Source organism: Pseudomonas sp. 22515 (assembly GCF_052044625.1).
Classification (GTDB): domain Bacteria; phylum Pseudomonadota; class Gammaproteobacteria; order Pseudomonadales; family Pseudomonadaceae; genus Aquipseudomonas; species Aquipseudomonas alloputida.
Genome location: NZ_JBQENN010000001.1, coordinates 228,924 through 249,245, shown reverse-complemented (window position 1 = coordinate 249,245; position 20,322 = coordinate 228,924). Strand labels below are relative to the sequence as shown.

12 protein-coding genes are annotated in these 20,322 nt (G+C 63.6%); 8 read left to right on the top strand and 4 right to left on the bottom strand.

What is annotated here, in order from left to right; all coding sequences use genetic code 11:
- Positions 1-179 precede the first annotated feature (179 nt).
- Positions 180-1,016 (bottom strand): 23S rRNA (adenine(2030)-N(6))-methyltransferase RlmJ, encoded by an 837-nt coding sequence (locus ACTJJN_RS01055; RefSeq protein ID WP_221099824.1) that lies wholly within the window; start codon positions 1,014-1,016, stop codon positions 180-182.
- A gap of 106 nt (positions 1,017-1,122) precedes the next feature.
- The gene (putP, locus tag ACTJJN_RS01050) at positions 1,123-2,601 is read right to left on the bottom strand and encodes a sodium/proline symporter PutP (RefSeq protein WP_012053882.1); all 1,479 of its coding nucleotides are present in this window, start codon (positions 2,599-2,601) and stop codon (positions 1,123-1,125) included.
- A 355-nt stretch (positions 2,602-2,956) separates the two neighbouring features.
- Between putP and putA the strand changes: the two genes are divergently transcribed.
- Entirely contained in the window at positions 2,957-6,910 is a 3,954-nt protein-coding gene (putA, locus tag ACTJJN_RS01045) for a trifunctional transcriptional regulator/proline dehydrogenase/L-glutamate gamma-semialdehyde dehydrogenase (RefSeq protein ID WP_012053883.1), read from the top strand.
- Positions 6,911-7,445: 535 nt separating this feature from the next.
- Here putA and ACTJJN_RS01040 read toward each other — a convergent pair.
- Positions 7,446-8,129, bottom strand: coding sequence for a hypothetical protein (locus ACTJJN_RS01040; RefSeq protein ID WP_017147988.1), 684 nt, complete (start codon positions 8,127-8,129; stop codon positions 7,446-7,448).
- Between the two features lie 141 nt (positions 8,130-8,270).
- Here ACTJJN_RS01040 and ACTJJN_RS01035 point away from each other — a divergent pair, with 141 nt between their 5' ends.
- From ACTJJN_RS01035 to yccS, 7 genes are all read left to right on the top strand, one after another.
- Positions 8,271-10,073 carry an acyl-CoA dehydrogenase gene (locus ACTJJN_RS01035; RefSeq protein WP_088513290.1) on the top strand — a complete coding sequence of 601 codons (1,803 nt, stop codon included), beginning with the start codon at positions 8,271-8,273 and terminating at the stop codon, positions 10,071-10,073.
- A gap of 31 nt (positions 10,074-10,104) precedes the next feature.
- A complete protein-coding gene (locus ACTJJN_RS01030) occupies positions 10,105-11,547 on the top strand; it encodes a TldD/PmbA family protein (RefSeq protein WP_088513291.1) in 1,443 nt (480 codons plus the stop codon).
- The gene (locus ACTJJN_RS01025) at positions 11,547-12,866 is read left to right on the top strand and encodes a TldD/PmbA family protein (protein WP_014754642.1); all 1,320 of its coding nucleotides are present in this window, start codon (positions 11,547-11,549) and stop codon (positions 12,864-12,866) included. The genes ACTJJN_RS01030 and ACTJJN_RS01025 overlap by 1 nt, the downstream gene beginning before the upstream one ends.
- 67 nt (positions 12,867-12,933) lie before the next feature.
- Positions 12,934-14,361, top strand: coding sequence for a multidrug transporter subunit MdtD (mdtD, locus tag ACTJJN_RS01020; RefSeq protein WP_003249408.1), 1,428 nt, complete (start codon positions 12,934-12,936; stop codon positions 14,359-14,361).
- Positions 14,362-14,473: 112 nt separating this feature from the next.
- Positions 14,474-15,811, top strand: coding sequence for an ATP-dependent RNA helicase DbpA (dbpA, locus tag ACTJJN_RS01015; RefSeq protein WP_230623076.1), 1,338 nt, complete (start codon positions 14,474-14,476; stop codon positions 15,809-15,811).
- 122 nt (positions 15,812-15,933) lie between these two features.
- Positions 15,934-17,115, top strand: coding sequence for an NAD(P)/FAD-dependent oxidoreductase (locus tag ACTJJN_RS01010; protein WP_012053889.1), 1,182 nt, complete (start codon positions 15,934-15,936; stop codon positions 17,113-17,115).
- A gap of 162 nt (positions 17,116-17,277) precedes the next feature.
- Positions 17,278-19,461 (top strand): YccS family putative transporter, encoded by a 2,184-nt coding sequence (gene yccS / locus ACTJJN_RS01005; RefSeq protein WP_003249401.1) that lies wholly within the window; start codon positions 17,278-17,280, stop codon positions 19,459-19,461.
- 18 nt (positions 19,462-19,479) lie between these two features.
- On the opposite strand, the gene ACTJJN_RS01000 is transcribed toward yccS, so the two are convergent.
- Positions 19,480-20,217, bottom strand: a complete 738-nt coding sequence (locus ACTJJN_RS01000; protein ID WP_041168540.1) for a substrate-binding periplasmic protein — start codon at positions 20,215-20,217, stop codon at positions 19,480-19,482.
- Positions 20,218-20,322 lie beyond the last annotated feature (105 nt).

The window sequence follows — 20,322 nt, the reverse complement described above, 5'->3', positions numbered from 1 at the left end:
TCATTCGGTAAAAATGCGCCAGCGGCCTCTTGGGCGGATGGCGGCTAAAGGGCGGGATTATAACGCAAACATTGGAGGCACACCGCCCCCTTGTAGGAGCGGGTTCACCCGCGAAGCAGGCAACGCGGTGGATGGCACCGGCGTAGCCGGTGTTCGCGGGAAAACCCGCGCCTACAGGTTTACTCGGCGATCAGCCAGTCCATGCGGTAACTACCGGCGGTCTGTGCCAGCTCTTTGGCCAGCCATGGCAGCAGCTCCTTGAGTTCATCCTCCAGCCCCCATGGTGGGTTGGCAATGGCCAGGCCCGAACCATTCAGGCCCTGCGGGCTGTCCTGGTGATGCACATACAGCTCGACCCGCAGCAGCTTTGGCGCGCCGGTGCTGGTCAGGTCCTGGTAGTAGCGGGTCAGCGAGCGCTGGTCCTTGATCGGGTACCAGATGGCCGCAACGGTCTGGCGCATGCGGCCGATCGCCTCTTTCATGGCCGTGGTGCAGCGCTTGAGCTCATCGGCCTGCTCGAACGGCGGGTCGATCAGCATGATCGCGCGCTTTTCCTGCACCGGCAGCAAGGCCCGCGGCACATGCCAGCCTTCACCCAGGTGCACGGTCACGCGCGGGTCTTTTTTCATGTTTTCTTTAAGGAGCGGCCCGTCTTCGGGGTGCTTCTCGTTGAGCAGGGCGCGATCCTGCTGGCGCATCAGGCGACGGGCCAATTCGGGCGACCCCGGGTAGTAGCGCAGTTCGCCATCGGCATTCAGGCGCTTGATGATGCGCAGGTAGTCGCCGGCCATGGCCGGTAGGTCATCGCGATTCCACAGGCGGGCTACGCCTTCCAGGTACTCGCCGGTACGGCTTGCCTGGTCGCCCTGCAGGTCGTACAGGCCGAGCCCTGCGTGGGTATCGATATAGGCGAACGGCTGCTCCTTGCGCGACATCAGGGCGATGAGGCGGGTCAGCACGATGTGTTTGAGGACGTCGGCGTGGTTGCCGGCGTGGAAGGCGTGACGATAGTTCATGGCAACTCCTGCGAAGGCGGCAAGTTTACCTTGCCTTGCAGGCGGAGTCAGGCCTGGCTGCTGATTGGCGGCACCCGCAAAGCAGGCGCCGCCAATTCAACGGGTGTTACTTGTCGGCGTGATACGCCGCATCAGCCGCTTCGAAGCGCTTGACCATCGCCTGCGAAGGGCTGCCCAGCTTGCTCACCAGAACAATGGCGATGCTGGCGAACAGGAAGCCCGGGATGATTTCGTACAACCCGAGGGTGTCGAAGTTCTTCCACAGGATCACCGTCAGCGCACCCACCACGATACCGGCCAGCGCACCGTTACGGGTCATGCCTTTCCACAGCACCGAAATCAGCACCACCGGGCCGAAGGCGGCACCGAAGCCAGCCCAGGCATAGGCCACCAGGCCCAGCACGCGGTTTTCCGGGTTGGCGGCCATGGCGATGGCGATCAGGGCCACGGCCAGCACCATCAGACGGCCGACCCACACCAGTTCGACCTGCGAAGCATTCTTGCGCAGGAAGGCTTTGTAGAAGTCTTCGGTCAGGGCGCTGGAGCACACCAGCAGCTGGCAGCTCAGGGTACTCATGACTGCGGCCAGGATGGCCGACAGCAGGACACCCGCAATCCATGGGTTGAACAGGATCTTGGCCAGCTCGATGAACACACGTTCGTGGTTCTCGCTAACCGGGCCTGCCAGTTCAGGATGGGCCGAGAAGTAGGCAATGCCGAAGAAGCCAACGGCACAGGTACCCGCTAAGCACAGGATCATCCAGGTCATGGAAATGCGGCGCGCCTTGGCGATCGACTTCACCGAATCAGCGGCCATGAAGCGCGCCAGGATATGCGGCTGGCCGAAGTAACCCAGGCCCCAGCCCATCAGCGAGATGATGCCGATGAAGGTGGCACCCTTGAGCATGTCGAAGTTCGCCGGGTTCACCGCCTCGATAGCGGCGAAGGTCTGGTCGAAGCCACCGGTGGAGATCAGCACGATTACCGGGGTCAGGATCAGCGCGAAGATCATCAACGACGCCTGTACGGTATCGGTCCAGCTCACCGCCAGGAAGCCACCCACGAAGGTATAGGCGATGGTCGCCGCTGCACCAGCCCACAAAGCGGTTTCGTACGACATGCCGAAGGTGCTCTCGAACAGACGGGCACCGGCCACGATGCCGGAGGCACAGTAGATGGTGAAGAACACCAGGATGACGATGGCGGAAATGATACGCAGCAGCCCGCTATTGTCTTCGAAACGGCTGGAGAAGTAGTCCGGCAGGGTCAGCGCGTCACCGTTGTGCTCGGTCTGCACGCGCAGCCGGCCGGCCACGAACAGCCAGTTCAGGTAGGCACCCACTGTCAGGCCGATGGCGATCCAGGCCTCGGACAGGCCCGCGAAGTAGATGGCACCAGGCAGGCCCATCAGCAGCCAGCCACTCATGTCGGAGGCACCGGCAGACAGCGCGGTAACCACGCTACCGAGGCTGCGACCGCCCAGAATGTAATCGGAAAGGTTGTTGGTAGCGCGATAGGCGGCGAAGCCGATCAGCACCATTGCTGCGATGTAGATCACGAAGGTGATCGTTAGTGGATTGCCCATGCGTGTGCCCTGGCGTTTGTTTTTATCATGCGCAACCACAGCGATGGCGGTTGCACCCAGGCGGCGAATGCTATGCAACAACGCAAAGAAGGTGCAACCATTTTTCTTTTGCAAGTTGCACCTGCCCGTGCATTTTCCGACAAAGCCCGTTTCTTGCTCCTTCCGGGAGCAAAAAACCGCTTTTTCAGAATAAATCGCACCGAAAACGCCCCTTTTCAGGGTATGGGAATAGCTGTCGGACGAGTTGCACCTTCCACACGAAAAATTAGGGTTGCACCTGGTTGCACCCGAATTGTCCTACAGATACTCTTGACGCCAGCTTAGGCCACAACCGTGGCAATAACGAGGATAAGAAATGGCGACTACCACCCTTGGGGTCAAACTCGACGACCCGACCCGTGAGCGACTCAAAGCAGCTGCGCAGTCCATTGACCGCACGCCGCACTGGTTGATCAAGCAAGCGATCTTCAACTATCTGGAGAAGCTCGAGGGTGGCGCCACGCTGACCGAACTCAACGGTCATGTCAGCAACCTGGCCGACGATGCCGGTGAAGTCCAGGCCGACCACAGCCACCAGTGCTTCCTCGAATTTGCCGAAAGCATCTTGCCGCAGTCGGTACTGCGCTCGGCGATCACCGCTGCCTACCGCCGACCGGAGCAGGAAGTGGTGCCGATGCTGCTGGAGCAGGCGCGCCTGAGCGCGCCACTGGCCGAAGCCACCAACAAGCTGGCCGCGGGCATTGCCGAAAAGCTGCGCAATCAGAAAAGCGCCGGCGGCCGTGCCGGTATCGTCCAGGGCCTGCTGCAAGAATTCTCGCTGTCGTCTCAGGAAGGCGTGGCGCTGATGTGCCTGGCCGAAGCCCTGCTGCGTATCCCCGACAAAGGTACCCGTGATGCGCTGATCCGCGACAAGATCAGTACCGGCAACTGGCAGCCGCACCTGGGCAACAGCCCGTCACTGTTCGTCAACGCCGCCACCTGGGGGCTGCTGCTGACCGGCAAGCTGGTCAGCACCCATAACGAAACCGGCCTCACCTCCTCGCTCACCCGCATCATCGGCAAGAGCGGCGAACCGATGATCCGCAAGGGCGTCGACATGGCCATGCGCCTGATGGGTGAGCAGTTCGTCACCGGCGAGACCATTGCCGAAGCCCTGGCCAACGCCAGCCGTTTCGAGGCCAAAGGCTTCCGTTACTCCTACGACATGCTCGGCGAAGCCGCACTGACCGAGCACGACGCGCAGAAGTACCTGGCGTCCTACGAGCAAGCCATCCACTCGATCGGCAAGGCCTCGCATGGCCGTGGCATCTATGAAGGCCCAGGTATCTCGATCAAGCTGTCGGCACTGCACCCGCGCTACAGCCGCGCCCAGTACGAGCGCGTGATGGAGGAGCTGTACCCGCGCCTGCTGTCGCTGACCCTGCTGGCCAAGCAGTACGACATCGGCCTTAACATCGACGCCGAAGAAGCCGACCGCCTGGAGCTTTCGCTGGACCTGCTCGAACGCCTGTGCTTCGAGCCATCCCTGGCTGGCTGGAACGGCATCGGCTTCGTTATCCAGGCCTACCAGAAGCGCTGCCCGTACGTGATCGACTACGTCATCGATCTGGCCAAGCGCAGCCGCCACCGCCTGATGATCCGCCTGGTAAAAGGCGCCTACTGGGACAGCGAGATCAAGCGTGCCCAGGTCGAAGGCCTGGAAGGCTACCCGGTCTATACCCGCAAGGTGTACACCGACGTGTCCTACGTCGCCTGCGCCCGCAAGCTGCTGGCCGTGCCAGAAGCCATCTACCCGCAGTTCGCCACCCACAACGCCCACACCCTGTCGGCCATCTACCACATTGCCGGGCAGAACTATTACCCGGGCCAGTACGAGTTCCAGTGCCTGCACGGCATGGGCGAGCCGCTGTACGAGCAAGTGGTCGGCAAGATTGCCGATGGCAAGCTGAACCGCCCGTGCCGCGTGTATGCACCGGTCGGCACCCATGAAACGCTGCTGGCCTACCTGGTGCGCCGCCTGCTGGAAAACGGCGCGAACACCTCGTTCGTCAACCGCATTGCCGACCACTCGATTTCCATCCAGGAACTGGTCGCCGACCCGGTGGCCAGCATCGAGCGCATGGGTACCCAGGAAGGCAGTATCGGCCTGCCGCACCCACGCATTCCCCTGCCGCGCGACCTGTATGGCACCGAACGGGCCAACTCGGCCGGTATCGACATGGCCAACGAACACCGCCTGGCATCGCTGTCCTGCGCCATGCTGGCCACCGCTCACAATGACTGGAAGGCTGCCCCGCTACTGGCCTGCGCCGCCAGCGAGAGCGCAGCCGCACCGGTGCTGAACCCGGCTGACCACCGCGACGTCGTCGGCCATGTGCAGGAGGCCACCGTTGCCGACGTGGACAACGCCATCCAGTGCGCACTGAACGCCGCACCGATCTGGCAGGCCACCCCGCCAGCCGAGCGTGCTGCCATTCTGGAGCGCACCGCCGACCTGATGGAGGCCGAGATCCAGCCGCTGATGGGCCTGCTCATCCGCGAGGCCGGCAAGACCTTCGCCAACGCCATTGCCGAAGTGCGTGAAGCCGTGGACTTCCTGCGCTACTACGCGGTGCAAGCACGTAACGACTTCAGCAACGACGCCCACCGCCCACTGGGCCCTGTGGTGTGCATCAGCCCATGGAACTTCCCGCTGGCGATCTTCACCGGCCAGGTGGCCGCAGCCCTGGCTGCCGGCAACCCGGTACTGGCCAAGCCTGCCGAGCAAACCCCACTGATCGCCGCCCAGGCCGTGCGCCTGCTGCTGGAAGCTGGCATCCCAGAAGGCGTGCTGCAGCTGCTGCCTGGCCGCGGTGAAACCGTCGGAGCCGGCCTGGTCGGGGACGAACGCGTCAAAGGTGTGATGTTCACCGGCTCCACTGAAGTGGCCCGCCTGCTGCAGCGCAACGTCGCTGGCCGTCTGGACAACCAGGGCCGCCCGATCCCGCTGATCGCCGAAACCGGCGGCCAGAACGCGATGATCGTCGACTCCTCGGCACTGACCGAACAGGTCGTGATCGACGTGGTGTCCTCGGCCTTCGACAGTGCCGGCCAGCGTTGCTCGGCCCTGCGCGTACTGTGCTTGCAGGAAGACTCCGCCGACCGCGTAATCGAGATGCTCAAGGGCGCCATGGCTGAAAGCCGCCTGGGCTGCCCGGACCGCCTGGCCGTGGACATCGGCCCGGTGATCGATGCCGAAGCCAAGGCTGGCATCGAGAAGCACATCCAGGGCATGCGCGAGAAAGGCCGCCCGGTCTACCAAGTCGCTATTGCAGATGCTGCCGAGATCAAGCGTGGCACTTTCGTCATGCCAACCCTGATCGAGCTGGACAGCTTCGACGAGCTGAAGCGCGAAATCTTCGGCCCCGTGCTGCACGTGGTGCGCTACAACCGCCGCAATCTGGACCAGCTGATCGAGCAGATCAACAACTCCGGCTACGGCCTGACCCTCGGCGTGCACACCCGTATCGACGAGACCATCGCCAAGGTGGTGGAAACCGCCAACGCCGGCAACATGTACGTCAACCGCAACATTGTGGGTGCAGTGGTGGGCGTGCAGCCGTTCGGTGGTGAAGGCCTGTCGGGCACCGGCCCGAAAGCCGGCGGCCCGCTGTACCTCTACCGCCTGCTGTCGACCCGCCCGGCCGACGCCATCGGCCGCCACTTCCAGCAGCAGGACGGCGAAGGCAAGCCGGACCGCACCCTGCACGAACAGCTGGTCAAGCCGCTGCACGGCCTGAAGGCCTGGGCCGAGAGCAACCAGCTGGCCGACCTGGCCGCGCTGTGCAGCCAGTTCGCCAGCCAGTCGCAGAGCGGCATCGCCCGCCTGCTGCCTGGCCCGACCGGCGAGCGCAACAGCTACACCATCCTGCCGCGTGAGCACGTACTGTGCCTGGCCGACAACGAAACCGACCTGCTGGCGCAGTTCGCCGCAGTCCTGGCCGTTGGCAGCTCGGCGGTGTGGGTTGACGGTGAACCGGGCAAGGCCCTGCGCGCCCGCCTGCCGCGTGAGCTGCAGGCCAAGGTGAAGCTGGTCGCGGACTGGAACAAGGATGAAGTGGCGTTCGATGCCGTGATCCACCATGGCGACTCGGACCAGTTGCGCGGCGTATGCCAGCAGGTGGCCAAGCGTGCCGGGGCGATCGTTGGGGTGCACGGGCTGTCCAGCGGTGATCACCAGATTGCGCTGGAGCGCCTGGTCATCGAGCGCGCGGTGAGCGTGAACACTGCGGCGGCAGGCGGTAACGCCAGCCTGATGACCATTGGCTAATGGCTGAGGGTGGTTGAAGAAGAAGGAGAGCCTCGGCTCTCCTTTTTTATGCGTGCATGTCCTGAAGCAGGGGCTGGTCTAACAGGTGCTCACCAGAACGTGGTCATGCCAACGGTGACTTGGTGTCTTCTGTTGTTACCGTTTATCCCCTGGAGATTCTCGGCTGCCTGGGCCGGTCCTTTCGCGGGTAAACCCGCCCCTATACACATGCACAGGCCGTCGTGTAGGAGCGGGTTCACCCGCGAAGAGGCCGGACCTGCCGGCCAGTTTCTACCCGTCGTTCACCGTTGCCGCCACCACCGTATTCGCGGGTAAACCCGCTCCTACTCCGGATCAGTGCCGGACACACATCGGGGGTTGGACACAGGCCGCTGTAGGGTTTACCCGCGAAAGGCCCCGTCCAGACAGACCTATCAAAAAAGCCTTGCAGCAGGCTTCTACCCAGCATCGTATTGTCTTCAAGGCAAGTGGAAACGCGGGGTGGATCGGGGACTATCCGGAGCTCCCCTCAGACAGAGCTCCGGCCAAAAATTGCTCAAACCATTGGTGAAAGCGCAATCAAAGCAAACAGCTGTGCTGCCATAAGCGCAATACCCAGCAGCATCCAAAGCCAATTGGCCAGCGTGAACCGGCTGTTGGCCTTCCCTTCTTTGTCACCCGCACTGAAATTGATGCCCTTCTGCATGAACACCAGAATGATCAGCCAAGCTGCCTGAATGGCTAAGCCTGCAAAATAGGCCGGCCACAGTTGGCCTTCCAACACGACGCTGGCAGCCACCCAGACAACGCAAAAACCGTAATAGCCCAGCGTGAGCCCCAGGATCGACCACGGATAGGTTTTACCTGAGTCGCGAATATGGTCATTTACCCTTCTCAATAATGGATAGATGAAGAACACTGCAAAAGCGCTTCGCCAGAACGGACTTACGCGCTCTCCCGTTTTCTCTCTATGCAGACTCCAACTTTGATAGAAGCAATAAACCCAGTAGAAGCCCAAGGTAAAGAAAGTCATTACACCAAATTTCATGGGTGAGACTACGAAGAAGGGAACCTGGTTGCCGTTGGCCTCAGCCAAGTCACCGTGGTGGGCATCACTCATCTGAAACGTTTCCTTGTGAACACCAAAACGCACATTCAAGGCCAACTGATATTCGATCCGCAGCAGTCCATTTCCGATCGGGATTGCGGGAAACGTCTCTATATTCTCCCGAGCAGGCATTACACGACCTGACCTTGCGTTGGTTTCACCAATAACCGGCAGGCTCCCGGCGTTCTCAACCCATATCACGCAAACCTATTAACCTGTCCCCAGTCTCACCACGCTCCTAAACTCGCAGCATCCCGCCTCAGGACCGCCACCATGCCCGAGACCTTGCTCAGCCCCCGCAACCTCGCCTTCGAGCTCTACGAAGTCCTCGACGCCGAAGCCCTGACCCAACGCCCGCGCTTCGCCGAGCACAGCCGTGAAACCTTCGATGCGGCACTGACCACCGCCCGCACCATCGCCGAAAAGTATTTCGCCCCGCACAACCGCAAGGCCGACGAAAACGAGCCACGCTACGTGGACGGCCGCGCCGAGCTGATTCCCGAGGTGAAGCCCGCCGTCGATGCCTTCCTCGAAGCCGGCTTCCTCAACGCCAACCGGGACTTCGAGGTCGGCGGCATGCAGCTGCCCAGCCTGGTCTCGCAAGCCTGCTTCGCCCACTTCCAGGCCGCCAACGCCGGCACCACGGCCTACCCGTTCCTGACCATGGGCGCGGCCAACCTGATCGAGAGCTTCGGCTCCGATGAACAGAAGCGCCTGTTCCTGCAACCGATGATCGAGGGCCGCTACTTCGGCACCATGGCGCTGACCGAACCCCACGCCGGCTCGTCGCTGGCCGACATCCGCACCCGCGCCGAACCAGCAGGCGACGGCAGCTACCGGCTCAAAGGCAACAAGATCTTCATTTCCGGCGGCGACCACGAACTGTCGGAAAACATCGTGCACATGGTGCTGGCCAAGCTTCCGGACGCCCCGCCCGGGGTCAAGGGCATTTCGCTGTTCATCGTGCCCAAGTACCACGTAAACCCGGACGGCAGCCGTGGCCCGCGCAACGATGTGCTGCTGGCCGGGCTGTTCCACAAGATGGGCTGGCGCGGCACCACCTCGACCGCGCTGAACTTCGGCGACAATGGCCAGTGCGTCGGCTATCTGGTCGGCCAGCCGCACCAAGGCCTGGCCTGCATGTTCCAGATGATGAACGAGGCGCGGATAGGCGTAGGCATGGGCGCGGTGATGCTGGGTTACGCCGGCTACCTTTACTCCCTGGAATACGCTCGCCAGCGGCCGCAGGGCCGGCGGCCAGACAACAAGGACCCACACAGCCCGGCGGTGCCGATCATCGAGCACACGGATGTGAAGCGCATGCTTCTGGCGCAGAAGGCCTACGTAGAAGGCGCCTTTGACCTGGGCCTGTACGCCGCGCGCCTGTTCGACGACACCCATACGGCCGCTGACGAAAACACCCGCAAGCTGGCGCAGGACCTGCTCGACCTGCTGACCCCGATCGTCAAATCCTGGCCCTCGGCGTTCTGCCTCAAGGCCAACGAATTGGCGATCCAGATTCTTGGCGGCCACGGCTACACCCGCGAATACCCGGTGGAGCAGTACTACCGTGACAACCGTTTGAACCCGATCCACGAAGGTACCGAGGGTATCCAGTCGCTCGATCTGCTCGGTCGCAAGCTGGCACAGCACAATGGTGCCGGCCTCAAGCAGCTGATCCGCCTGATCGCCACCACCTGCGAACGTGCCAGCCATCACCCGAACCTTGACCCACTGCGTCAGCCGCTGGAGCAACTGGCCAACCGCCTGCAGGGGGTCACCCTGGTCCTGCTCGGTGACCTCGCCCACGGCAAAGTCGCTGGTGCCTTGGCCAACTCTGCCTTGTACCTCAAGGCCTTCGGCCACTGCGTGATCGGCTGGCGCTGGTTGGAGCAAGCGGTTCACGCCGAACTTGGTCTGCTCAAGGGAACCGCTGCTGATCGCGACTTCTACCTCGGCAAGCTGCAAGCTGCGCGTTATTTCCTGACCTGGGAAGTACCGGGCTGCCATAATGAGCTGGCATTGCTCGAGGCACACGACGATACCTGCCTCGGCATGCAAGACGGGTGGTTCTAGGGGGAGCCACCGTGTACACGGAGGCATCCGCATGTTCGATTCCAGTGCCCTGCTGCGCCAGCGCTTTGCTGCGCTGCGCAGTACGGCCGAGTTGTTTTCCCTGCGCCATGTGAAACAGTCTCACCAGGCGCTTTCGGTTCGCCGCAACGTCGCCGAACCACCCTTCTTCAGCCAGGATGAGGGCGCCATGCTCACCGTGCGGGTCAATGGCGTGGAGGCCTACGCTGCCACCGCCGACCTGTCCCAGGCTGGCCTGCAGCGCGCGCTTGAGCAAGCCGAGGCGCTGGCGCGGCAGATCGCCCGGCACAGCCTGCTGGACCTGCGCGAACACGCCGTGACCAGTGCACGCCACGACCATGTTTCGCCCAACTTCGACCAACCCGTACCCAGCCTCGCCGACTGCCTTGGCCTGCTCGCCGCCGAATCGGCCAGCGTGCCCAGGGACAGCCGTTTGGTGGACTGGCAGGCCAGCCTGGGGCTGAGCCTGGTCGAGCAAACCTACCTGAACTCGGCCGGCGCCGAACTGCGCCATGCCCAGCGCTTCCTGTTCCCGGGCATGGGGGTGACCGCCAGCGACGGCCAGGACAGCCAAAGCCGCAGCCTGGGCCGCGACAACTTCGGCCAACAGGGTGGTTTCGAGATCATCGAGCGCTGCGGCCTGGTCGGCGCGGCCAGTCGGGTGGCCGACGAAGCACTGCAACTGCTGCTGGCACCGAACACCCCCAGTGGCCCGCGTGACCTGCTATTGATGCCGGACCAGATGATGCTGCAGATTCACGAATCCATCGGCCACCCGCTGGAGATGGACCGCATTCTCGGCGACGAGCGCAACTACGCCGGCACCAGCTTCGTCAAAGCCAGCGACTTCGGCCACCTGCAGTACGGCTCCAGCCTGCTGAACGTGACCTTCGACCCGACCATTGGCGAAGAGCTGGCCAGCTACAGTCATGACGACGACGGCACCCCGGCCAGCAAAGCATTCCTGATACGCGGCGGCCTGCTGCTGCGCCCGCTGGGTGGCGCGCTGTCGCAGTTCCGCTCTGGCCTGGACGGCGTGGCCAACAGCCGTGCCTGCGGCTGGAACCGCGCGCCGATCGACCGCATGGCCAACCTCAACATCGAGCCGGGCGACCAGTCTTTCGAGCAACTGGTCGGAGGCATCGAGCAGGGCATCCTGATGCGTACCAACCGTTCCTGGTCCATCGACGATGCGCGCAACAAGTTCCAGTTCGGCTGCGAATGGGGCCAGTTGATTGAAAATGGCGAGCTCAAGGGCATCGTCAAGAACCCCAACTACCGCGGCATCTCCGCGCAGTTCTGGCGCAACCTGTCGGCGGTTGGCGACCACAGTACCTTCCAGGTGCTGGGCACGCCCAACTGTGGCAAGGGCGAACCCAATCAGGTGGTGCGGGTCGGCCACGCCTCGCCGGCCTGTGTGTTCCGCCAGATCGATGTATTCGGAGGAGACGCCTGATGAAGCACGCTTTCGAAACCCTGGTCGGGGAGGTGCACGCCGCCCTTCAGGCGGGCGAGCAGTTCACCCTCGGTTACAGTGCCGAGCAATCGCAGTTCGTGCGTTTCAACCATGCCAAGGTGCGACAGGCCGGCGAAGTCAGCCAGGCCAGCGCGCAACTGCGGCTGGTGCGCGATGGGCGCCAGGCGGAACAGCAGGTGACCTTGAGTGGCGACGTGCAACTGGATCGCCAGCGCCTGAACGTTGCGCTCGAGCAGCTGCGCCAGACCTTGCCGCTGCTGGCACTCGACCCTTACCTGCGCCTGGACGAAAACGCCTGGCACAGCCATAGCCTGCAGGAACACCCCCTGCCCGCACTGAACGAAGTACTGGCCCTGCTCGAGCGTGAAGCAGGTGACCTGGACCTGGTCGGCATCTACGCCGCCGGCCCGGTCTGCCGCGGCTTCGCCAGCTCGTTCGGCGCCTTCGGCTGGCACCAGGCCAACAGTTTCAACGTCGACTGGAGCCTGTTCCACGATAATGGCCAGGCAGTGAAGGCCAACTATGCCGGCCAGGCCTGGAGTGCCGACGACTTCACCGCACGCCTGCGCCAAGCACGAGAGCAGTTGGGTTTCCTCGGCCGCCCGGCAGTTACCCTCAAGCCCGGCACCTACCGCGCCTACCTTGCACCTGCGGCCATGGACGAAGTCGCCGGCATGTTGTGCTGGGGTGGCTTTTCCGCGCAGGCCCTGGCCACTGGCAACAGCGCTCTGCAGCGCCTGTACAACGGCGATGCACGGCTTAGCCCGCTGGTCAGTTTTACCGAGCAGGTCAGCGGCTCGCTTAGCCCGGCATTTTCCGATGAAGGTGCGCCGCGCCTGGATGTGCCGCTGATCCAGCAAGGCGAGGCCCGGCAGCGGTTGATCAGTGCGCGCAGTGCGGCCGAGTTCGAGCTGCAGGCCAATGGCGCCGACGGCTACGAGTCGCCCTGTGCGCTCAGCCTGGCGCCGGGCAATCTGGCCAGTGCGCAGATCCTTGAGCGTCTAGGCACCGGGCTGTACATCAGCAACCTGTGGTACCTGAACTACTCGGACCTGCCAGCGGCGCGCATGACCGGGCTGACCCGCTTCGCCACTTTCTGGGTAGAAGACGGGCAGATCCAGGGGCCGGTGAGTACCATGCGCTTCGATGACAGCTTGTACAGCTTGCTGGGCAGCCAGCTGGAGGACCTGACCCAGGAGCGCGAGATGATCCTGTCGACCAGTACTTATGGACAGCGCAGTACCGGGTCGAGTCATTTGCCCGGGGCACTGGTCAAAGGCCTGACCCTGACATTGTGACTGGACTTGCCGGCCCTTTCGCGGCTAAAGCCGCGCCTNAGGGCCGGCACTGACAAACGAGGACGTCATGCCCGAACGCACCCCGCTGGACCCCGTCACCGCCCGCTGGATCCCTTGGGTGGTGGCCATCGCCTTCTTCATGCAGTCCCTGGACGGCACCATCCTCAACACGGCGCTGCCGGCCATGGCCCGCTCGTTGGCCGAAGACCCCTTGCGCATGCAGGGTGTGATCATTGCCTACATGCTCACCGTGGCCCTGCTGATCCCCGCCTCAGGCTGGATCGCCGACCGTTTCGGCACCAAGCGCATCTTCTTCAGCGCTATCTTGCTGTTCAGCTTTGGCTCGCTGCTGTGCGCCGCAGCCAACAGCCTTGGCTTCCTGATCTTCGCCCGCGTAGTGCAAGGCCTGGGCGGTGCGCTGATGCTGCCGGTCGGGCGGCTGGTGGTGCTGCGCGCCTACCCACGCAGCGAGCTGGTGCGGATCATGAGTTTCATCACCATCCCCGGCCTGCTCGGGCCATTGCTGGGGCCAACGGTTGGTGGCTGGCTGGTGGAAATCCTCAGCTGGCACTGGATCTTCCTGCTCAACCTGCCTGTCGGCCTGCTTGGCTGCATTGCCGTGTGGAAGTTCATCCCGGACTTGCGCGGCGCCGAGCGCACCACCTTCGACGGCCCTGGTTTCCTGCTGTTCGGCGCAGCGATGGTACTGATCACCATTGCCATGGAAGGCCTGGGCGAGCTGCACCTGCCGCACTTGCGGGTAATGTTGCTGCTGTTCGCCGGCATGGCCTGCCTGGCCGCGTACTGGCTGCGCGCCGGGCGCGACCCGGAGCCGCTGTTCTCGCCAAGCCTGTTCCGCGTGCGCACCTTCGCCATCGGCATCCTCGGCAACCTGTTCGCCCGCCTGGGCAGCGGCGCGCTGCCGTTCCTGGTGCCGTTGCTGCTGCAGGTTGCGCTGGGCTACTCACCCGCCCAGGCAGGCATGAGCATGATCCCGCTGGCGGCGGCGGCCATGCTGGCCAAATCCATTGCCCGACCGCTGATCGAACGGTTCGGCTATCGCATCATCCTCACCGGCAATACCTTGCTGCTGGGCATCCTGCTGGCAAGCCTGGGCCTGGTGGACGAGCAGACCCCCTATTGGCTGCTGTTGGTGCAACTTGGCCTTCTGGGCGCAGTGAACTCCATGCAGTTCACTGCGATGAACACAGTGACGCTCATCGATCTCGACGACGCCAGCGCCAGTAGCGGTAACAGCCTGCTGTCGGTGGTCGCGCAACTGTCGCTGAGCCTGGGTGTGGCCTGCGCCGGCGCACTGTTGGGCGGCTTTACTGCGGCAGGCAGCGCCGAGGGCGTGGAAACCACCCTGGGCGCGTTCCAGCTGACCTTCGTCACCATCGGCGTAATGGCCATGCTGGCAGCGGCGATCTTCCTGCAGCTGGCGCCGACGGACGGAAGGCGTGCCCGTCGTCCGGAACAACACATGGAGTCGTAGGGCGAATGGCCACGAGGCTGGTAGACTATGCGGCATTTTTCGCTTCGCACCGCAGGCCCGCCTCGTGACCACCGAATCCACCGCCTTTGCCACCTTGCCGCTGTCCACTGCCATGCTGGCCAACCTGGAAGCCCTCGGCTATGCCTCGATGACGCCGATCCAGGCCCAGAGCCTGCCTGTCATCCTCAAAGGCCAGGACCTGATCGCCCAGGCCAAGACCGGTAGCGGCAAGACTGCCGCCTTCGGCATCGGCCTGCTCAACCCGATCAACCCGCGCTACTTCGGCTGCCAGGCGTTGGTGCTCTGCCCTACCCGCGAACTCGCCGACCAGGTGGCCAAGGAGCTGCGCCGCCTGGCCCGTGCCGAGGACAACATCAAGATCCTGACCCTGTGCGGCGGCGTTTCGCTGGGCCCACAGATCGCTTCGCTGGAGCACGGTGCGCACATCATCGTCGGCACCCCAGGGCGCATCCAGCAGCATCTGGACAAAGGCACCCTGGTCCTGGACGGGTTGAACACCCTGGTGCTGGACGAAGCCGACCGCATGCTCGACATGGGCTTCTTCGACGCCATCGCCAGCATCATCGGCAAGACCCCGTCGCGCCGCCAGACCCTGCTGTTCTCGGCCACCTACCCGGCCGGCATCAAGCAACTGGCCGCCGACTTCATGCGCAACCCGCAGCAGGTCAAGGTCGAAAGCCTGCACACCGACAACCAGATCGAGCAGCGTTTCATCGAGATTGACCCGCAGCAACGCCTGGAAGCCGTCACCCGCGTGCTCGGCCACTACCGCCCGCAGTCGTGCGTAGCGTTCTGCTTCACCAAGCAGCAATGCGAGGACGTGGTCGCCCACCTGACCGCCAAGGGCATCGTCGCCCAGGCCCTGCACGGCGACCTGGAGCAGCGCGACCGTGACCAGGTGCTGACCATGTTCGCCAACCGCAGCAGCTCGGTGCTGGTGGCTACCGACGTGGCCGCGCGCGGCCTGGACATCGATGGCCTGGACATGGTCATCAACGTGGAGCTGGCGCGTGATGCCGAAATCCACGTGCATCGCGTGGGCCGTACCGGCCGCGCCGGCGAGAAAGGCGTTGCGGTCAGCCTGGTGGCACCGGCCGAAGGCCACCGCGCCCAGGCCATCGAAGCGCTGCAGAAGAGCCCGCTGCGCTGGGACCAGTTGGACAGCCTGAAAAACAAGGGCGGCGAGCCCCTGCTGCCGGTGATGACCACACTGTGCATTGCCGCTGGCCGCAAGGACAAGCTGCGCCCTGGCGACATCCTGGGGGCCTTGACCGGTGATGCCGGCATCCCGGGCAAGCAAGTGGGCAAGATCGCCATCTTCGACTTCCAGGCGTTTGTGGCCGTGGAGCGTGCGCTCGCCAAGCAGGCCATGCAGCGACTGAACAGCGGCAAGATCAAGGGTCGCGCCCTGAAAGTCCGCATTCTCTAAAGCCAGGCAAAGCCCCCTGTAGGAGCGGGTTTACCCGCGAATGCGGCAGTAAATGCATCGTCGCATTCGCGGGTGAACCCGCCCCCACAGGGTTCAGCATTTCAAATCTGAAGGTTCATACCGTGCACTCCACCGACGTGATCATCCTTGGCGCCGGCGCCGCCGGCCTGATGTGCGCCCAGCTCAGTGCCCGTCGCGGCCGCCGGGTGCTGCTGCTCGACCACGCCAACAAGCCAGGCAAGAAAATCCTCATGTCCGGCGGCGGGCGCTGCAACTTCACCAACCTGTACACCGAGCCGGCCAACTTCCTTTCGCACAACGCGCACTTCTGCAAGTCGGCCCTGGCCCGCTACACCCAGTGGGACTTCATCGAGCTGGTGTGCAAGCACGGCGTGGCGTACCACGAGAAGAAGCTCGGCCAGCTGTTCTGTGACAACAAGGCCAGCGACATCCTCGACATGCTGCTGGCCGAGTGCGACGAGGCCGGTGCCGAGATCCGCATGCACACCAGCATCGAACAGATCGAGAAGACCGAAAGCGGCTACCTGCTGCAGACCAGCGGCGGCCAGTTCACCTGCCAGTCGCTGGTCATCGCCACTGGCGGCCTGTCGATCCCGACCCTGGGCGCCACCGGTTTCGGCTACCAGGTGGCCCGCCAGTTCGGCCACACCCTGCTGCCAACCCGCGCCGGGCTGGTGCCATTCACCATCACCGAGCCCCAACTCAAGGCGATGTGCACCGAATTGTCCGGCACCTCACTGGACTGCACCGCCAGCTGCAATGGCACCAGCTTCCGCGAAAACCTGCTGTTCACGCACCGCGGCCTGAGCGGCCCGGCGATCTTGCAGATCTCGTCGTTCTGGGAAGCCGGTGACACGGTCGAGATCAACCTGTTGCCCGACCGCGATGCGCTTTCCTGGCTGCAACAGATGCAGGCCGAACGCGCCAACGCCGAACTGAAGACCGTGCTGGGCGAGGTGTTCACCCGCAAGCTGGCCAACCTGTTGGCCGAGCAGTGGTTCGAGTCAAAGCCAATGAAGCAGTACACCCCGGCGGAACTGGCGCACATCGCCGAAAAGCTGGCGAACTGGCAAGTGGTGCCAGCCGGCACCGAAGGCTACCGCACCGCCGAAGTGACCCTGGGCGGCGTGGATACCCGCGAGGTGTCGTCCAAGACCATGGAATCGCTGAAAAGCCCCGGCTTGTACTTCATCGGCGAAGTGCTGGATGTCACCGGCCACCTGGGTGGTTTCAACTTCCAGTGGGCTTGGGCATCGGCGAACGCCGCCGCGCAGTTCGTGTAGAGTAGAATCCTTTCAGCAGCACGGAACGCTTCTTGCTGGCCCGTGCTTGGCGCCGTTATTGGGGCCGCTGCGCGCCCCNGGGCGTGCCCGCGAAGGGGCGCGAAGCGGCCCCAATAACCGGCCCTGAAAGGTATTCTTCTGATCACCGCCTGGCAGGCCATCATGTCATCGAGCTCGTTCCGTCAGTCACTGCGTCGCCTGTGGGGCCAAGACAAGTTCAGCTACAGCATCCGGGTCACCATTGCCCTCACCGGCAGCCTGGCCCTGTGCTGGTACCAGAACGAGATGGCCCTGCTGATTCCGCTGTTCCTCGGCATCATCGCCAGCGCCCTGGCCGAAACCGACGACAGCTGGCAGGGCCGCCTCAGCGCCCTGGCCGTTACCCTGGTGTGCTTCGCCATCGCTGCACTGGCAGTCGAGTTGCTGTTCCCCTACCCCTGGATCTTCGTCATTGCCCTGGCCCTGGCGGCCTTTGGCCTGACCATGCTCGGGGCGCTGGGCGAGCGCTACGGCGCCATCGCTTCGGCCACCTTGATCACTGCGGTCTACACCATGATCGGCGTGGACCAGCGCGGCGGTCAGGTCACCGACTTCTGGCACGAACCGCTGCTGCTGGTGGCAGGTGCGGCCTGGTACGGGCTGTTGTCGGTGCTGTGGCAGGCGCTGTTTTCCAACCAGCCGGTACAACAGAGCCTGGCCAAACTGTTCTTCGAGCTGGGCAGCTACCTGAAGCTCAAGGCCAGCCTGTTTGAACCGGTCCGCACGCTCGACGTCGAGGCACGGCGCCTGGAACTGGCCCAGCAGAACGGCAAGGTGGTGGCCGCGCTGAACGCAGCCAAGGAGATCATCCTGCACCGGGTGGGCAACAGCCAACCCAACTCGAAGGTAAGCCGCTACCTCAAGCTGTACTTCCTGGCCCAGGACATCCACGAGCGTGTCAGTGCCTCGCACTACCCCTACAACGCACTGACCGAGGCGTTTTTCCACAGCGACGTCATGTTCCGCTGCCAGCGCCTGTTGCGTAAGCAGGGTTCATCCTGCCAGGAACTGGCCCGCTCGATCCGCCTGCGCCAACCATTCGTGCTGGCCAGCGGTTATCCAGAAGCCCTCGAAGACCTCAACGCCTCGCTGGAGCACCTGCGCATCCAGAGCAACCCGGCCTGGCGCGGCCTGTTGCGCTCACTGCGGGCACTCGCCGCCAACCTGGCAACACTGGACCGCCTGCTCAGTGCCGCCAGCAACCCGGACAGCCTGGCCGACGCCAGCGACAGCAGCCTGCTCGACCGCTCGCCGCGCTCGCTGAAGGACGTGTGGACGCGCCTGCGCACCCAGCTCACACCGACCTCGCTGTTGTTCCGCCATGCCTTGCGCCTGCCGCTGGCGCTGTCGATCGGCTATGGCATGGTGCACCTGATTCACCCGACCCAGGGCTACTGGATCATCCTCACCACGCTGTTCGTGTGCCAGCCCAACTACGGGGCCACGCGGCGCAAGCTGGTGCAGCGAATCTTCGGCACTGCCGTTGGCCTGACAGTGGGTTGGGCCTTGTTCGACCTGTTCCCCAACCCGGTCATCCAGTCGTTGTTCGCCGTGGTTGCCGGGGTGGTGTTCTTCGTCAACCGCACCACCCGCTACACCCTGGCCACTGCCGCGATCACCCTGATGGTGCTGTTCTGCTTCAACCAGATCGGCGATGGCTACGGCCTGTTCCTGCCACGCCTGTTCGATACCCTGGTCGGCAGCCTGATTGCCATTCTTGCAGTGTTCCTGTTCCTGCCTGACTGGCAGGGCCGACGGCTGAACAAGGCGCTGGCCAATACCCTGGCCTGCGCCAGCGTTTACCTGCGCCAGATCATGCAGCAGTACGCCCACGGCAAGCGCGACGACCTGGCCTACCGCCTGGCCCGGCGCAATGCCCACAACGCTGACGCGGCGCTGTCCACCACCTTGGCCAACATGCTGATGGAGCCGGGGCATTTCCGTAAGGAGGCCGACGTTGGCTTTCGCTTCCTGGTGCTGTCGCACACGTTGCTCAGCTACCTCTCGGGGTTAGGCGCGCACCGCGACACGGCGTTGCCAGCAGAGGTGCAGGAGCAGTTGATCGAAGGCGCCGGGCAAAGCCTGGCCAGCAGCCTGGATGAGATTGCCAACGGCCTGGCCGCACGGCTGCCGGTGGCGATTCACAGTGATGCCGAAGAGGCGCTGGCCAATGCCCTGGAGCAGATGCCGGAAGATCTGGATGAGCATCAGCGGCTGGTGCAGACGCAGCTGGCGTTGATATGCCGCCAGCTGGGGCCACTGCGGACCCTGGCGGCACACCTGATCAAGGAGAATGCCCCGGCCTGATCGTTTTAGTGCCTGTGCTCAAAAGCCATACTGACGCAGCAGCCGGGCATAGCTGCCATCGGCCTTCATCGCCGCTATCGCCTGCTCGAAGCGCTCGACGATCCGATCATGCTCCGGGTGCTTCAGGCTGACCAGAATATGCAGGGTGTTCTCCCCCAGCGGCGGATCCACCAGCATCACCCCATCACGCACATCCTGCGGCTCACGCTGCAGGTTGTAGCGGGCCACGTACTCGTCTTCCACCGCCAGGCTTACCCGCCCTGCCGCCAACATGCGTACCGCAGAAGAAAAGTTGCGCACCGGCACTTTGTGCAGACGGGGATCCCCGTCGAATTCCGGTGAATAGGCGTAATCACGCACTACGGCAATGCTATAGGCATAAAGGTCAGACAGACGCTTGTAGCTAAACGCCTCGCCCTTACGCTGCAGCAGGCGAATACGATTACTCAGGTAGGCGCTGGAGAATTGCCCGATATTGGCGCGCGAGTCGTTGTACCAGGCATTGATCAGCACGTCGTAGCGCCCTTCACCTACCCCCAGCAACGCACGCGCCCACGGCACCTCTTCATAGCCGCTGGCGTAGCCGGCACGCGCCAGTGCCGTGGTAACGATGCTGGTCGCAAGGCCGCCGCCCGGCATCTTGGCATCGGTGAACGGTGGCCAGTTATCGGCCACCAGGCGTAGCTTGGCGTGACCCGGGGAAGGTGTTGCCAGCATCGTTGCCAGTAAACCCAGAACACAAAGCAGTGGCCGCATGCTCACGTCCTTTCGCAATGGAGGGCAACACTGCCAGTGAGATTACACAAAGCGGTTGCCGAGGGCAGCGGCCAATAGTGTCATTTAGCCTCTATTTTGGCCGAA

Bases quoted from the DNA above. Each gene is read 5' to 3' on its own strand.
- ACTJJN_RS01055 (WP_221099824.1), bottom strand. From the start codon at position 1,016: ATGAACTATCGTCACGCCTTCCACGCCGGCAACCACGCCGACGTCCTC.
- putP (WP_012053882.1), bottom strand. From the start codon at position 2,601: ATGGGCAATCCACTAACGATCACCTTCGTGATCTACATCGCAGCAATG.
- putA (WP_012053883.1), top strand. From the start codon at position 2,957: ATGGCGACTACCACCCTTGGGGTCAAACTCGACGACCCGACCCGTGAG.
- ACTJJN_RS01040 (WP_017147988.1), bottom strand. From the start codon at position 8,129: ATGCCTGCTCGGGAGAATATAGAGACGTTTCCCGCAATCCCGATCGGA.
- ACTJJN_RS01035 (WP_088513290.1), top strand. From the start codon at position 8,271: ATGCCCGAGACCTTGCTCAGCCCCCGCAACCTCGCCTTCGAGCTCTAC.
- ACTJJN_RS01030 (WP_088513291.1), top strand. From the start codon at position 10,105: ATGTTCGATTCCAGTGCCCTGCTGCGCCAGCGCTTTGCTGCGCTGCGC.
- ACTJJN_RS01025 (WP_014754642.1), top strand. From the start codon at position 11,547: ATGAAGCACGCTTTCGAAACCCTGGTCGGGGAGGTGCACGCCGCCCTT.
- mdtD (WP_003249408.1), top strand. From the start codon at position 12,934: ATGCCCGAACGCACCCCGCTGGACCCCGTCACCGCCCGCTGGATCCCT.
- dbpA (WP_230623076.1), top strand. From the start codon at position 14,474: ATGCTGGCCAACCTGGAAGCCCTCGGCTATGCCTCGATGACGCCGATC.
- yccS (WP_003249401.1), top strand. From the start codon at position 17,278: ATGTCATCGAGCTCGTTCCGTCAGTCACTGCGTCGCCTGTGGGGCCAA.
- ACTJJN_RS01000 (WP_041168540.1), bottom strand. From the start codon at position 20,217: ATGCGGCCACTGCTTTGTGTTCTGGGTTTACTGGCAACGATGCTGGCA.